General features: G+C 63.7%; 13 protein-coding genes. 12 read left to right on the plus strand and 1 reads right to left on the minus strand.

Features of this window, described 5'->3' with window-relative positions; genetic code table 11:
- The first annotated feature begins 432 nt into the window (after positions 1-432).
- Both ACIPZG_RS26670 and ACIPZG_RS26675 read left to right on the plus strand, forming a co-directional pair.
- Positions 433-672, plus strand: coding sequence for a hypothetical protein (locus ACIPZG_RS26670; protein ID WP_400718468.1), 240 nt, complete (start codon positions 433-435; stop codon positions 670-672).
- Positions 673-806: 134 nt separating this feature from the next.
- On the plus strand, positions 807-1,070 hold the full coding sequence (locus ACIPZG_RS26675) for a DUF3077 domain-containing protein (protein ID WP_400718470.1): 264 nt from the start codon (positions 807-809) through the stop codon (positions 1,068-1,070).
- Between the two features lie 123 nt (positions 1,071-1,193).
- Here the strand turns inward: ACIPZG_RS26675 and ACIPZG_RS26680 are convergent, their stop codons facing one another.
- A complete protein-coding gene (locus tag ACIPZG_RS26680; protein ID WP_008090445.1) occupies positions 1,194-1,634 on the minus strand; it encodes an Rrf2 family transcriptional regulator in 441 nt (146 codons plus the stop codon).
- A 187-nt stretch (positions 1,635-1,821) separates the two neighbouring features.
- Here ACIPZG_RS26680 and ACIPZG_RS26685 point away from each other — a divergent pair, with 187 nt between their 5' ends.
- The 10 genes from ACIPZG_RS26685 (at position 1,822) to glp (ending at position 13,563) form a co-directional block, all read left to right on the plus strand.
- Positions 1,822-3,423, plus strand: coding sequence for an ABC transporter substrate-binding protein (locus ACIPZG_RS26685; protein ID WP_400718473.1), 1,602 nt, complete (start codon positions 1,822-1,824; stop codon positions 3,421-3,423).
- A gap of 52 nt (positions 3,424-3,475) precedes the next feature.
- Positions 3,476-4,435, plus strand: a complete 960-nt coding sequence (locus ACIPZG_RS26690) for an ABC transporter permease (RefSeq protein ID WP_400718476.1) — start codon at positions 3,476-3,478, stop codon at positions 4,433-4,435.
- A 3-nt stretch (positions 4,436-4,438) separates the two neighbouring features.
- Positions 4,439-5,266 (plus strand): ABC transporter permease, encoded by an 828-nt coding sequence (locus ACIPZG_RS26695; protein ID WP_400718478.1) that lies wholly within the window; start codon positions 4,439-4,441, stop codon positions 5,264-5,266.
- Positions 5,267-5,268: 2 nt separating this feature from the next.
- Positions 5,269-6,903: an ABC transporter ATP-binding protein gene (locus tag ACIPZG_RS26700; protein ID WP_400718480.1), complete on the plus strand. Its 1,635-nt coding sequence runs from the start codon at positions 5,269-5,271 to the stop codon at positions 6,901-6,903.
- Between the two features lie 9 nt (positions 6,904-6,912).
- A complete protein-coding gene (locus tag ACIPZG_RS26705; protein ID WP_400718483.1) occupies positions 6,913-7,617 on the plus strand; it encodes an NAD(P)H-dependent oxidoreductase in 705 nt (234 codons plus the stop codon).
- 209 nt (positions 7,618-7,826) lie between these two features.
- Complete coding sequence (locus ACIPZG_RS26710; RefSeq protein WP_400718485.1) at positions 7,827-8,930, plus strand: polyamine ABC transporter substrate-binding protein; 1,104 nt, start codon at positions 7,827-7,829, stop codon at positions 8,928-8,930.
- A 36-nt stretch (positions 8,931-8,966) separates the two neighbouring features.
- Positions 8,967-10,385: an aminotransferase gene (locus ACIPZG_RS26715; protein ID WP_400718487.1), complete on the plus strand. Its 1,419-nt coding sequence runs from the start codon at positions 8,967-8,969 to the stop codon at positions 10,383-10,385.
- Positions 10,386-10,438: 53 nt separating this feature from the next.
- Positions 10,439-11,254 (plus strand): helix-turn-helix transcriptional regulator, encoded by an 816-nt coding sequence (locus ACIPZG_RS26720; RefSeq protein WP_400718490.1) that lies wholly within the window; start codon positions 10,439-10,441, stop codon positions 11,252-11,254.
- A gap of 573 nt (positions 11,255-11,827) precedes the next feature.
- A complete protein-coding gene (gene moaB, locus ACIPZG_RS26725) occupies positions 11,828-12,367 on the plus strand; it encodes a molybdenum cofactor biosynthesis protein B (RefSeq protein ID WP_400718492.1) in 540 nt (179 codons plus the stop codon).
- 8 nt (positions 12,368-12,375) lie between these two features.
- Positions 12,376-13,563: a gephyrin-like molybdotransferase Glp gene (gene glp, locus ACIPZG_RS26730; RefSeq protein ID WP_400718494.1), complete on the plus strand. Its 1,188-nt coding sequence runs from the start codon at positions 12,376-12,378 to the stop codon at positions 13,561-13,563.
- The last annotated feature ends 157 nt before the right edge of the window (positions 13,564-13,720 follow it).

The following is a 13,720-nucleotide window of genomic DNA, read 5'->3' on the forward strand; positions in this document are numbered from 1 at the left end:
GTACGGGGATCGGTTCATCAGGCCGACCTGGTAAAATCAGGGCCTGCCTAGCGGCAGGCCCTTACCGGCCCGCACACAAAAAAACTGACAGTCCCATCTCATGGGCGCAAACCATCTCCTGTCGGGCACCCGAAAAATCAGTTTTAACCTCTTTCTTGTAGGACATTTCCCAAAGATACTCTTACCGCCTTTTTCCCGTTGCGGTCGCTTGTCCACACCTACTAGTCTCGGCCTGTCGTTGCATATCGACGACACGGCTTTGACAGGCCGTTTCGGGGTGATCGCATGGCTTAGCCTTCAATGGCGGCTGTGCGTAGGGCACGCTCGCGTGCGCCGGTTACTGATCAACTCCGCCGGTCTGTCAACCTACGTACAGCTGCCACCCACCTGTTTGACAGCAGGTTCGTGGCAGCTCCACCAAGGAGTTGATTCATGCTGAAAATTGTCCCCGATCCACCGCACAACCATTCCCTCGAAGACACCCTCATCCAGGCCACGGACTATGCGCTGTGCGCGCACTCTGTGATCCATCAGGCACTGCTGCTGCAGCCCAAATCTCCTGCTTCGATTCTGATGATGGCTTCGATGCATGAAATGGAGGCGCTGCGGGTGATGCTTGAGTCCATGTTGATTCAGGTGCAGATGCCGGCTGAGCCCAGGACTTTGCACTAGGCCGTCAGTGATGTGTTGCCTGTTCTGGCCTTTCGCGGATAAATCCGCTCCTACAAAGGCCGCGCGCCCCTTGTAGGAGCGGATTTATCCGCGAGAGGCCAGAACAGGCACTAAAAATTCAGGGAGATCGAACAATGACCACAGAAGACACCCATTTCACCGTCGGCAAAACCACCTTCTTCCAGGGCGATAACCAGACCCACCCACTCTTCCGCATCGAGCCCGGCATCCCTTGCCAGAATGCCCGCGAACAGGCCTCGGAACTGATGGGCTATGTGCGAGAGCTGACCATCATCGGCCTGATGGACGAGAAACCCATGATGATCTGGGCCGCGCACTACCTGAGCGCGATGGCCAAGGCACTGATGGATGATGCCGAGCTGGGCATGATGCACTAAGTGCCTTGGTGACTGGACTGGCCTCATCGCCGGCAAGCCGGCTCCTACACCGACCTGTGGAGATCTTGAGGATTGTGCAGTACCTGTGGGAGCCGGCTTGCCGGCGATGAGGCCGGCACAGGCTCAGGCAGACTCGACTTGCTCGCGCGGCGTATCGAACGCCACAAACAGCTGATCCGCCGTAATCGTCCCCAGGTCCAGCCGCATGTTCTGCTCCAGCATCGCAAACAGCCGGGTGAACACCTCGTACACCTTGCAGTGATCCTCCAGCCCGGCAAACGGGTTGTCGATCTTCTCGGCGATCAGCGAGCTTTCCTGCACCGCGTCATACACCTCGCGCAGGGTGATCTCCTGCGGCGCACGGGCCAGCGTCACGCCGCCCTGGGCGCCGCGAAACGAGGTCAGGATATTGGCCTTGACCATCTGCGACACCAGCCCGCGCACGCGGGTAGGGTGCACCTTCACCCACTTGGCGATGGTCTCGGTGCGCAGCTTCTGCGGCGCATTGGCCGCCACGAACGAGAGAATGTACGAAGCAGTGATGAGTCGGGTCGACTGGCTCATGGAGGTAATGGCTCCCTGCGAAAACGCGAATGTTACACCATGGAAAAGCCCGTCATCGGGCCCTGGAAAAGCGCTTGTCCTGCCGCTAATGTATTTGTTACGGTAACAATTACAAATTATAAACAGCTTCTACGCAATCCGCTTTGACCGAACAACAATTCCTTGCGGTTCAACAGGGGCAAATGCCATGAGCGATAACAAAAACAAGAGTCCTCAAGCCTTTCTCGACGGCGGCCTGCCGCGCCGGGATTTCCTGAAATACAGCGCTGCTGCCGCAGCCATCGCCGGGGCGTTTTCCCTCGGCCTGCCGCTGGGCGGCTACGCCGCCGAGGCCACGCCAAAGCCCGGCGGCACTCTGCGCCTGGGCCTGGCCGGGGGCAGCACCACCGACTCCAAGGACCCGGGCTCGTGGGTCGACACCTTCACCTTCATCGGTTTTTCGGCGGTGTACAACACCCTCACCGAAATCTCCGTGGAAGGCACTGCCATCCCTGAGCTGGCCGAGCGCTGGGAATCGAGCCCGGACGCCAAGGTCTGGACCTTCACCCTGCGCCAGGGCGTGACCTTCCACAACGGCAAATCCCTGACCGCCGACGACGTGGTCGCCTCGATCCAGCACCACCTGGGCGAGAAATCCACCTCCGCCGCCAAGACCGTGCTGGGCGATGTCGCCAAGGTCTCCGCCAGCGCCCCCGACACCGTGGTGTTCGAGCTGCACTCGGGCAACGCCGACTTCGCCTACGTGGTCGCCGACTACCACCTGGTGATCATGCCCGCCAAGGACGGCCTGGCCGACTGGCAGGCCGGCGTCGGCACCGGCGGCTACCGCATCAAGAGCTTCGAGCCCGGTGTGCGCATGGACCTGGAACGCAGCCCGGACTACTGGAAGCCGGGCAGGGCGCATTTCGCCAGCGCCGAGCTGATCGCCATCGCCGACGGCGCTGCGCGGGTCAACGCACTGGTGACCGGCAAGGTTGACGTCATCAACAAGGTCGACCTCAAGACCGTGGCCCTGCTCAAGCGCAACCCGAAGCTGGTGATCGAGGAAACCAAGGGCGCCCAGCACTACACCTTCCCGATGCTCTGCGACAGCCAGCAGTTCCGCGACAACAACGTGCGCATGGCCCTCAAGCATGCGATCAACCGCGAAACCTTGCTGGCCTCGGTGCTCTACGGCTACGGCCAGGTCGGCAATGACCACCCGCTGCAGCCGGCCAACCGCTTTATCAACCCGGCGCTTGAGCAGCGCGCCTACGATCCGGACAAGGCGCGTTTCTACCTGCGCCAGGCCGGCATGGACAGCCTCAAGGTGCGCCTGCAGGCCTCCGATGCCGCCTACAGCGGTGCGGTGGATGCCTCGGTGCTGTTCAAGGAGCAGGCGCGCCAGGCCGGGATCGACATCGACGTGGTGCGCGAGCCGGCCGATGGCTTCTTCTCCAACGTCTGGATGAAACAGCCCTTCACCACCTCGTTCTGGTACTCCAGCCTCACCGCCGACCGCATGTTCAGCATCGGCTACGCCAAGGGCGCGGCCTGGAACGAGACCCACTGGGACAACCCGCGCTTCAACCAGTTGCTCAACGCCGCCCGAGGCGAGATGAACGAGCCGCTGCGCCGCGAGATGTACAACGAAATGCAGGCGCTGTGCCGCGATGACGGCGGGGCGATCGTGCCGCTGTTCGCCAGCTCCGTCGCCGCCCGTTCCAGCCGCGTGGCCCATGGCCCGCTCACCGCGCCGTATGGCGAGCTCGATGGCCTGCGGGTGATCGAGCGCTGGTGGCAGGCCTGAACCGGTCGCGTTTCGCAGGGCTGAACTTCGCATCCAGTCGAGGAGTTGTACGGTGAACAATCTTGGCAAACTGCTTGTGCAGCGGCTGGCCCTGGGCCTGTTGTCGCTGTTTGCGGTCTCGGTGGTGATCTTCCTGGCCGTGGGCATGCTGCCGGGCGACATCGCCCAGGCCATGCTCGGCCAGTCGGCCACCCCGGAAACCGTCGCGGCGTTCCGGGCCCAGCTGGGGCTGGACCTGTCGCCACTGCAGCGTTTCATCCAGTGGGCGTGGCGCCTGCTGCACGGTGACCTTGGCCTGTCCCTGGCCAACCAGCGGCCGATCGTCGAGCTGGTCGGCGCGCGGCTGGGCAATACCTTCAGCCTGGCCCTGCTGGCGGCGCTGTTCTCGGTGCCGACCGCGTTGCTGCTGGGCATGCTCGCGGCGTTGTACCGCAACAGCTGGTTCGACCGGCTGCTGAACACCAGCGCGCTGAGCGCGGTGTCGTTCCCCGAGTTCTTCGTCGCCTACGTCCTGATTCTGGTGTTCGCGGTGAAGCTCGAATGGCTGCCGGGCATTTCCAGCCTGGCACCGGATGCGTCGCTGGCTGAGGTGCTGGAGGTCTCGGTGCTGCCCGTGGCGACCCTGAGCCTGGTGGTGATCGCGCAGATGATGCGCATGACCCGCGCCTCGCTGATCAACCTGCTGGCCAGCCCCTATATCGAGATGGCCCGGCTCAAGGGCGTGTCGCCGGCGCGGATCATCTTCAAGCACGCGTTGCCCAATGCCCTGGCGCCGATCGTCAACGTGGTGGCGCTGAACCTGGCGTACCTGGTGGTGGGCGTGGTGGTGGTGGAAGTGGTGTTCGTCTACCCGGGCCTGGGCCAGTTGCTGGTGGACTCGGTGGCCAAGCGCGACATCCCGGTGGTGCAGGCCTGCAGCCTGATCTTCGCCGGCACCTACATCCTGCTCAATACCGGCGCCGACGTGCTGTCGATCGCCAGCAACCCACGCCTGATGCATCCGAAGGGGTAGACCATGAGCCTGATCACACCTCTGCTGCGCGCGCCTCTGAGCGCGAAGTTCGGCCTGCTGGTGATTGTTGCCTACATCGTGGTGGCGCTGTTCGCGCCGCTGCTGGCGCCCTACGGCGAAACCCAGGTGGTCGGCGAGGGCTTCGCGCCCTGGGGGCCGGAGTTCCTGCTGGGCACCGACAACCTTGGCCGCGACATGTTCAGCCGCCTGCTGTACGGCGCCCGCAACACCCTGGGCATCGCCTTCCTGACCACCAGCCTTGCGTTCCTGCTGGGCGGCCTGTGCGGGCTGGTGGCGGCGATCAAGGGCGGCTGGATCGACCAGGGCCTGTCACGGGTGGTGGACATCCTGATGGCCATTCCGCAACTGATCTTCGCCTTGCTGATCCTCAGCGTGGTCGGCACCACGGCCACCTCGCTGGTGCTGGTGATCGCGCTGCTCGACGCCACCCGCGTGTTCCGCCTGTCGCGGGCGGTGGCGATGAACGTGGTGGTGCAGGACTTCGTCGAGGCCGCGCGGCTGCGCGGGGAAGGGCTGTGGTGGCTGGTTACTCGCGAAGTGCTGCCCAATGCCGCGGCGCCGCTGATCGCCGAGTTCGGCCTGCGTTTCTGCTTCGTCTTCCTGTTCATCAGCGCCTTGTCGTTCCTCGGCCTGGGCATCCAGCCGCCGACCGCCGACTGGGGCAGCATGGTGCGCGACAACGCGGTGCTGATCACCTTCGGTGACCTCAGCCCGCTGCTTCCGGCTCTGGCGGTGGCGTTGATCACGGTGAGCGTGAACTTCGTCGTCGACTGGGTGCTGCACCTGTCCAGTGGCCTGAAGGAGTGCTGAGCATGAGCAACGATACCTTGCTGGAAATTCGCGACCTGCGCATCGAAGGCCACTATGAGAACGCCTGGCACCCGCTGATCAAGGGCATCGACCTGACCTTGAAACGGGGCGAAGTGCTGGGGTTGATCGGCGAATCCGGGGCCGGCAAATCGACCCTGGGCCTGGCCTCGATGGGCTATGTGCGCGACGGCTGCCGGATCACCGGCGGCAGCGTGTGCTTCGACGGCATCCAGCTGCTCGAATCCAGCGCCGAAACCCTGCGCACGCTGCGTGGCCTGCGCATCGCCTATGTGGCGCAGAGCGCGGCGGCCTCGTTCAACCCGGCCCACCGGCTGATCGATCAGCACGTGGAAACGGCGGTGACCAACGGCGGCATCGACCGCGCCAAGGCCGAGGCCGAGGCGGTGGAGCTGTACCGCATCCTGCGCCTGCCGGACCCCGAGCACATTGGCCAACGCTACCCGCACCAATTGTCCGGCGGCCAGTTGCAGCGGGTGATGACCGCGATGGCCATGGCCTGCCACCCGGACCTGATCATCTTCGACGAGCCGACCACGGCGCTGGACGTCACCACCCAGATCGAAGTGCTGGCGGCGATCCGCGATGCGGTGAAGACCTTCGGCAGCGCCGCGCTCTATATCAGCCATGACCTGGCGGTGGTGGCGCAGATGGCCGACCGCATCATGGTGCTGCGCCACGGCAGCCTGGTGGAGGAGGCGCAGACCCGCACCATGCTCAGTGCGCCGCAGCAGCAATACACCCAATCGCTGTGGGCAGTGCGCAATTTCCACACCTCGGCCAAGGCGTGCCCGGCGCATGAAAAACCGTTGCTGGAGGTGCGCAATGTCGATGCCCGCTATGGTCATCAGCCTGTGCTGCACGATGTCTCGCTGAAACTCTATCGGGGCCAGACCCTGGCGGTGATCGGCGAGTCCGGCAGCGGCAAGAGCACCACGGCGCGGTTGATCAGCGGCCTGCTGCAACCCACCTCGGGCCAGGTGCTGTATGACGGCGAAGCGTTGCCGGCGGACTATCGCCAGCGCAGCAAGGAGCAGCTGCGACGCATCCAGATGATCTACCAGATCCCCGACACCGCGCTCAATCCGCGCCAGCGCATCGTCGACATCATTGGGCGGCCGTTGAGCTTCTACCTGGGCCTGAAGGGCAAGGCGCTGCGCGAGCGGGTCGCCGAGCTGCTGCGGATGATCGACCTGGAGCCGGCCAAGTACATGGACCGCCTGCCCCGCGAGCTGTCGGGCGGGCAGAAGCAGCGGATCTGCATCGCCCGCGCGTTGGCGGCCGAACCGCAACTGATCATCTGCGACGAGGTGACCTCGGCGCTCGACCAACTGGTCGCCGAGGGCGTGCTGAAACTGCTCGACCGTATCCAGCGTGAGCTGAACGTGGCCTACCTGTTCATCACCCACGACGTGGCCACCGTGCGCGCCATCGCCGACGAGGTGCTGGTGATGCAGCGCGGGCGGGTGGTCGACCATGGCAGCCGCGAAGCGATCTTCCAGCCACCGTACCGTGATTACACCGGGTTGCTGTTCTCCTGCGAGCCGGAGATGGACCCGGACTGGCTCGACCGCCTGCTGGCGACGCGCAACCCTACTTCCCCTTTGGCAACTGTTTGAGGATTGCCCATGAAAGTTCTGATCGTTCACGCTCATCCCGAGCCTCAATCCTTTACTGCCGCGCTGCGTGACCAGGCGGCGGACACCTTCCGTGCCCAGGGGCATGAGGTGCAGGTCAGTGACCTGTACGCCATGGGTTGGAACCCGGTGGCCAGTGCCGATGACTTCAACCACCGCGAGAACCCGGAGTACCTGGTGTATGCGCTGGAGCAGCGGTTGGGGGTGAAGAGCGGCTCCATCGCGCCGGACATCCAGCAGGAGCTGGACAAACTGCTGTGGGCGGACCTGCTGGTGCTGAACTTCCCGATCTTCTGGTTCTCGGCGCCGGCGATGCTCAAGGGCTGGATCGACCGGGTGCTGGTGTCGGGGGTGTGCTATGGCGGCAAGCGGTTCTACGACCAGGGCGGGTTGGCCGGCAAGCGGGCGCTGGTGACCGTGACGATTGGCGGGCGTGAGCACATGTTCGGCGAAGAGGCGATCCATGGGCCGCTGGAAGACATGCTGCGGCCGATTCTGCGGGGGACTTTGGCGTATGTCGGGTTCGAGGTGCTGGAGCCGTTCGTGGCGTGGCATGTGCCTTATATCAGTGACGAGGCGCGCAAGGACTTCTTGCGCAGCTATCAGCAGCGCCTGGAGCAGCTTTCGGATGATCTGCCGATGACTTTCCCTCGTCTGGACCAGTTCGATGAGGCGCTGTACCCGCTGGCGAATTGACCCCTGTAGGAGCGGCCTTGTGTCGCGAAAGGGTCGCGTAGCGGCCCCGGCAATATCTGCTGCGTAGCTGAAACCCTGGGGCCGCTACGCGACCCTTTCGCGACACAAGGCCGCTCCTACAAACCTGCGAACACACCCATTCGGGGTATGGTCCCAAGCTTCCAATCCCTCGATAGTGGACTTCATCCTGATCACACGATGGAGTTGCTATGCGCAAGGCATTGAAGGTGATTTCCAGCCTGTTGCTAACCTGTACCGCCACGGCCGTCCTGGCCACCGAGGCCGACACCGGCAACACACTCAGGTTGTACAACTGGACCGACTACATCGGCGAAAACACCCTCGCCGATTTTGAAAAGCAAACCGGCATCAAGGTGATCTACGACACCTTCGACGGCTACGAAACGGTCCAGACCAAACTCCTCACCGGCCGCTCGGGCTACGACCTGGTGATGCTCAACGCTTCCCTGGTCCCGCCGTTGATCAAGGCCAAGGTGTTCCAGCCCCTCGACAAGTCCAAGCTCCCCAGCTGGGCCAACCTCGACCCGCAAGTGGTCGAGCACATGCAGGCCTTCGACCCCGGCATGGTCTACTCGGCGCCGTACACCTGGGGCAGCTCCGGCATCACCTACAACGTCGACAAGATCAAGCAACGCATGCCCGATGCGCCCATCGGATCCTTGGCCATGCTGTTCGACCCGAAGATCGTCTCGCGCTTCGCCGACTGCGGCGTGACCATCATGGACGCCCCCAGCGAAGTCATCCCGCTGGCCCTCAAGTACCTCGGCAAGGACCCTCAAAGCGCCAAGCCGGCCGACCTCAAGGCCGCCCAGGACGTGCTCATGGGCGTGCGCCCGTACATCAAGAAATTCGACTCGGTGAACTACCTCACCAGCCTGCCCAACGGTGACGTGTGCATGGCCCTGACCTGGTCCGGCGACTACGCCACCGCCCAGGCCCGCGCCGTCGAAGCGAAAAAGGACATCAACCTGGCGTTCTTCATTCCCAAGGAAGGCTCGCTGATCTGGTTCGACAGCCTCTACCTGCCCAATGACGCCCCCCACGTGGCCAACGCCCACCGCTTCATCGAATACCTGCTGCAGCCCAAGACCATGGCCGAGGTGACCAACTACATCCACTACGCCAACAGCAACGCCGCCGCCACGCCCCTGGTACAGGCCGACATCCGCAACGATCCGGCGATCTACCCCGACGACCAGACCCGCGAGCGTCTGTTCACCCAGAAATCCCAGGACCCGCAGGCGATGCGCGCCATCACCCGGGTCTGGAGCTCGGTCAAGACCGGCATCTGACACCTTTCACCGTACCGATCCGACAAGGAACCGCTCATGGCTACCCCGACTCGCAAATTGGCCGCCACCCCGATCAACGACCTGCTGGTGCAAGCCGACAAGGCCCACTACATGCACGGCTACCACATGTTCGACGAGCACGCCGAGCAGGGCGCACTGAACATCGAAGCCGGCGTGGGCGCCTACATCTACGACACCGAAGGCAACCGCTTCCTCGATGCCGTCGGCGGCATGTGGTGCACCAACATCGGCCTGGGCCGCGAGGAAATGGCCCTGGCCATCGCCGACCAGGTCCGCCAGCTGGCTTACTCCAACCCGTTCTCGGACATGGCCAACCCCAAAGCCATCGAGCTGTGCGAGAAGCTCGCAAGCCTGGCGCCGGGCGACCTCAACCATGTGTTCCTCACCACCGGCGGCTCGACGGCCGTGGACACCGCCTACCGGCTGATCCAGTACTACCAGAACTGCCGCGGCAAGCCGCACAAGAAGCACGTGATCGCCCGCTACAACGCCTATCACGGCTCGACCTGCCTGACCATGTCGATCGGCAACAAGGCCGCCGACCGGGTGCCGGAGTTCGACTACGCCAACGACCTGATCCACCACGTCTCCAACCCCAACTTCTACCGGGCAGGGGACGACATGGACGAGGCCGAGTTCCTCGACTTCCTGGTGGCCGAGTTCGAGGACAAGATCCTCTCCCTGGGCGCGGACAACGTCGCGGCCTTCTTCGCCGAACCGATCATGGGTTCGGGCGGCGTGATCATTCCGCCCAAGGGCTATTTCCAGCGCATGTGGCAGGTGTGCCAGACCTACGACATCCTCTTCGTCGCCGACGAGGTGGTGACCTCGTTCGGCCGGCTGGGCACCTTCTTCGCCTCCGAAGCCCTGTTCGGCGTCACCCCGGACATCATCACCACCGCCAAGGGCCTGACCTCGGCTTACCTGCCGCTGGGTGCCTGCATCTTCTCCGACCGTATCTGGAAGGTGATCGCCGAGCCGGGCAAGGGCCGCTGCTTCACCCACGGCTTCACCTACAGCGGGCACCCGGTGTGCTGCGTCGCGGCGCTGAAGAACATCGAGATCATCGAGCGGGAAAACCTGCTGGCGCATGTGAACGATGTCGGCAGCTACCTGGAGCAGCGCCTGCAGACCCTGGCGGAGCTGCCGTTGGTGGGCCAGGTGCGCTGCATGAAGCTGATGGCCTGCGTCGAGTTCGTGGCCAACAAGCAGACCAAGGCGTTGTTCCCTGACGCGGTGAACATCGGCGAACGCATCCACGTGCGGGCCCAGGCCAAGGGGCTGCTGGTACGTCCGATCATGCACCTGAACGTGATGTCGCCGCCGCTGATCATCACCCATGCCCAGGTGGACCAGATCGTCGACACCCTGCGCAGCTGCATCCTCGATGCGGCGCGGGAACTGACCGCGCAAGGCCTGTACCACGGCCAATGACCCACCTGCACGCAAAGGTGCGCACGCATGCCCCGGCCGGTAGACTGCGGGGCATGAGCCGAGCACATGAAAACACCATAATAAGCCTGCCGTTTCATGCCCTGCAGCAATGGCACAGCGCCCTGCAACAGGCCTTCGCCCACAGCGAGGGCCCGGACGCGCTGGCCTGGCTGGCGGCGGCCATCAGCCAGCTGGTGGGCGCCGAATCGATGCTGATCAGCCACGAATGCAAGGGCCGCCCGCCGCAGCTGCTGTATCAGCAGGGGATTCCGCAGCGTTATCACGAGGCGGTGCTGGAGCGCTATTTCGCCGCCGGCTACCTGCTTGACCCGTTCTGCCTGGCGGTGGAGAAAGGCCTGTCCCAGGGCTTCTACCACCTGGAAGACATCGCCCCGGACAACTTCTTCGACAGCGACTACTACAAGACCTATTACCTGGGCACCGGTTGCAGCGAAGACAGCTACTTCATCGTCGACCTTGGCAATGACAGCAAGATCTCGCTGAGCCTGTTCCAGGGTTGCAGCGGTGCGCGGCTGGGTATCGAACAACTGCACCTGTTGCAGGCGGTCGAACCCATGGTCCGCGAATTGCTGATGCGTTTTGCCCAGCACGGGCTGGAGCAGGCGCCGGAAGGCAAGGGGAGTGTGCAGGCGGCGTTCGACAGCTTTGGTTGCGGGGTGCTGACCGAGCGCGAGCGGGAAGTGGCGCAGATGGTGCTGCAGGGGCATTCGGTGAAGTCCACGGCCCATGAACTGGGGATCTCGCCGGAGACGGTGCGGATGCACCGCAAAAACCTCTACCTGAAGCTGGAGATTAACTCTCAATCGGAGTTGTTTGCCCAGTTTATCGGGTGGTTGCGGCGAATTTGACAGGCTGCTGAGGCAACGCGCGTCCGTATTGCAACAACTGACGAAACCAACGACACCGACATCGACCAGGATGACTTCTCCCAGTATGGTCCTCGGCGCTGCACACCCTCGTCATGCAGGCGCAGGCACCCGCTGGCGGCCTCGGTGATGACGTTGTCGATTGACTGAACAGGACAGGGCGATTTCATCTTCAGCTACCTGTGTGACCGGGCCGTCAATGTGGGCATGGCCGCGGCTGTCCAGGTGAGTGAGGGGACTGGATGACTCGGGTGTGTCGATCATGAAAGCTCCAATGGCAAGTTTACAGGTAGCGCTCGCCTTGCCGATCGCGTTTGAAAATGCGCATCGAGAGCGTGCATTTGAACTTATGCGTGCGGCCAGCGTTCAGGCTGGGCAAAAGTAAGTTGAAGCGTGACTGTCGTCCAATGGGAATTAACGAAGACGCGATAGACCGCGCTAATGATCGCGCGTCATAGAGGAGACTTATTGTGTATTGCGTATTATCGATTGGACGCAGTTTCAATGGCGGTCTAGTTTCTCGGCAATTTTGTCGAATTATTAGAGTGCCCAAAGATGAGTGTTAAACCTGCTGCCGTATTCGTTCCGCTGAATATCGCTGTCCTGACCGTCAGCGATACCCGTACCTTCGAAACCGATAGCTCCGGCGAGCTGCTGGCCAGTCGCGCGGTGGACATGGGGCATCGCCTGGTAGCCAGGGTGCTGCTCAAGGACGACCTGTACAAGATCCGCGCCCAGGTGGCCGGCTGGATCGCCGATGAAGGCGTGCAGGTGGTGCTGATCACAGGTGGCACCGGTTTTACCGGGCGCGACAGCACCCCGGAGGCGGTCAGCTGCCTGCTGGACAAGCACATCGACGGTTTCGGTGAGTTGTTCCGCGCCCTGTCGATCCTCGATATCGGCACCTCCACAGTACAGAGCCGCGCGCTGGCGGGCCTGGCCAACGGCACCCTGGTGTGCTGCCTGCCGGGTTCCACCGGTGCCTGCCGCACGGCCTGGGAGGGCATCCTGGTCGAGCAGTTGGACGCCCGCCACCGTCCCTGCAACTTCGTGCCTCACTTGAAGGCTGCCAGCCTGTGCGGGACGCGCTCGTGAGTGCGTTGATGGCGGTCGACGAGGCCCTGCGCCAGCTGTTGCTGCTGGCCAGGGCGGCGCCGTTGACGGCGTGCGAACAGGTTGCCCTGCGTCAGGCCGACGGGCGCGTGCTGGCCGAAGACCTGCGCGCCGCCATCGACCTGCCGCCGTGGGACAACAGTGCCATGGATGGTTACGCCTTGCGTTTCGACGACCTGCAAGCCCAACCGCTGCCGGTGTCGCAGACCGTATTCGCAGGCGAAGCTCCCGGGCCGTTGCAGGCCGGTACCTGTGCGCGGGTGTTCACCGGCGCGCCCGTGCCGGCGGGCGCCGACGGCGTGCAGCTGCAGGAGAATTGCGAGGTCGATGCGCAGGGGCGGGTAAGCTCGCTTGCGCCGCTGCGGCGGGGTGCCAATATCCGCCCGCAGGGCAACGAGATCCGGGCCGGCGCGCCTTTGCTGGCCGCCGGCACGGTGCTGAAGCCGATTGCCCTGGGGGTGCTGGCTTCGCAGGGCATCACCCAGGTGCCGGTAGTGCGCCGGCCCAAGGTGGCGCTGCTGTCCAGCGGTGATGAGCTGGCAGGCGAGGGCGCGACCCTTGGTCTTGGGCAGATCCATGACAGCAACCGTGTGGTGCTGACCGCACTGCTGGAGCGGTTGGGGTGCGAGGTGATCGACCTGGGCTGTGTGCCGGATGAGCCTGCGCTGCTGCGTGCGGCGCTGGTCGAGGTGCAAGGTGCCGAGCTGATCATCACCAGCGCCGGGGTGTCGGTGGGTGATGCCGACTGTATTGGCGCGCTGTTGCGCGAGTCTGGTGATGTGCAGCTGTGGAAGCTGGCGATCAAGCCGGGCAAGCCTTTCACCTTTGGCCATGTGGGTGGCGTGCCGTTGCTGGGGTTGCCGGGTAACCCAGGGTCGGCGCTGGTGACGTTTCTGTTGTTGGCACGGCCTTATCTCTTGGCGCGCATGGGTGTTGAACGGGTAGAACCGATGCGGGTGCCTGTGGTGGCGGGGTTCGCCTGGCCGAAAGCGGGCAAGCGCCAGGAGTACCTGCGGGTGCGGCTTGACGGTGGGCGCGCGCGCTTGCTGGAGAACCAGAGTTCGGCGACGTTGCTCAGCGCGGTGCAGGCGGACGGGTTGCTGGAAGTGCCTGCGGGGGAGACGTTCGAGGCGGGGGATGTGCTCGATTTCATCCCGTTTGATAGCGTTTTGGGGTGATATTGCTGGGGCCGCTTTGCGGCCCTTTCGCGACACAAGGCCGCTCCTACAGAAGACTGCAATTGAGCTGCACCCCAAAAGTTGGACGCTGAGTGTGTAAGGCTACGCGGCCTGGGCTCTGTAAGCCACAGGGCTCAGGCCGCCGAGTTTCATCTTG

The organism is Pseudomonas sp. NPDC089395 (assembly GCF_044749525.1).
Lineage (GTDB): Bacteria > Pseudomonadota > Gammaproteobacteria > Pseudomonadales > Pseudomonadaceae > Aquipseudomonas.

What these genes read in the sequence shown, in the direction of transcription:
- ACIPZG_RS26675 (WP_400718470.1), top strand. Translation starts at nt 807, where the DNA reads ATGACCACAGAAGACACCCATTTCACCGTCGGCAAAACCACCTTCTTC.
- ACIPZG_RS26680 (WP_008090445.1), bottom strand. Translation starts at nt 1,634, where the DNA reads ATGAGCCAGTCGACCCGACTCATCACTGCTTCGTACATTCTCTCGTTC.
- moaB (WP_400718492.1), top strand. Translation starts at nt 11,828, where the DNA reads ATGAGTGTTAAACCTGCTGCCGTATTCGTTCCGCTGAATATCGCTGTC.
- ACIPZG_RS26705 (WP_400718483.1), top strand. Translation starts at nt 6,913, where the DNA reads ATGAAAGTTCTGATCGTTCACGCTCATCCCGAGCCTCAATCCTTTACT.
- ACIPZG_RS26720 (WP_400718490.1), top strand. Translation starts at nt 10,439, where the DNA reads ATGAGCCGAGCACATGAAAACACCATAATAAGCCTGCCGTTTCATGCC.
- glp (WP_400718494.1), top strand. Translation starts at nt 12,376, where the DNA reads ATGGCGGTCGACGAGGCCCTGCGCCAGCTGTTGCTGCTGGCCAGGGCG.
- ACIPZG_RS26715 (WP_400718487.1), top strand. Translation starts at nt 8,967, where the DNA reads ATGGCTACCCCGACTCGCAAATTGGCCGCCACCCCGATCAACGACCTG.
- ACIPZG_RS26670 (WP_400718468.1), top strand. Translation starts at nt 433, where the DNA reads ATGCTGAAAATTGTCCCCGATCCACCGCACAACCATTCCCTCGAAGAC.
- ACIPZG_RS26685 (WP_400718473.1), top strand. Translation starts at nt 1,822, where the DNA reads ATGAGCGATAACAAAAACAAGAGTCCTCAAGCCTTTCTCGACGGCGGC.
- ACIPZG_RS26710 (WP_400718485.1), top strand. Translation starts at nt 7,827, where the DNA reads ATGCGCAAGGCATTGAAGGTGATTTCCAGCCTGTTGCTAACCTGTACC.
- ACIPZG_RS26700 (WP_400718480.1), top strand. Translation starts at nt 5,269, where the DNA reads ATGAGCAACGATACCTTGCTGGAAATTCGCGACCTGCGCATCGAAGGC.
- ACIPZG_RS26695 (WP_400718478.1), top strand. Translation starts at nt 4,439, where the DNA reads ATGAGCCTGATCACACCTCTGCTGCGCGCGCCTCTGAGCGCGAAGTTC.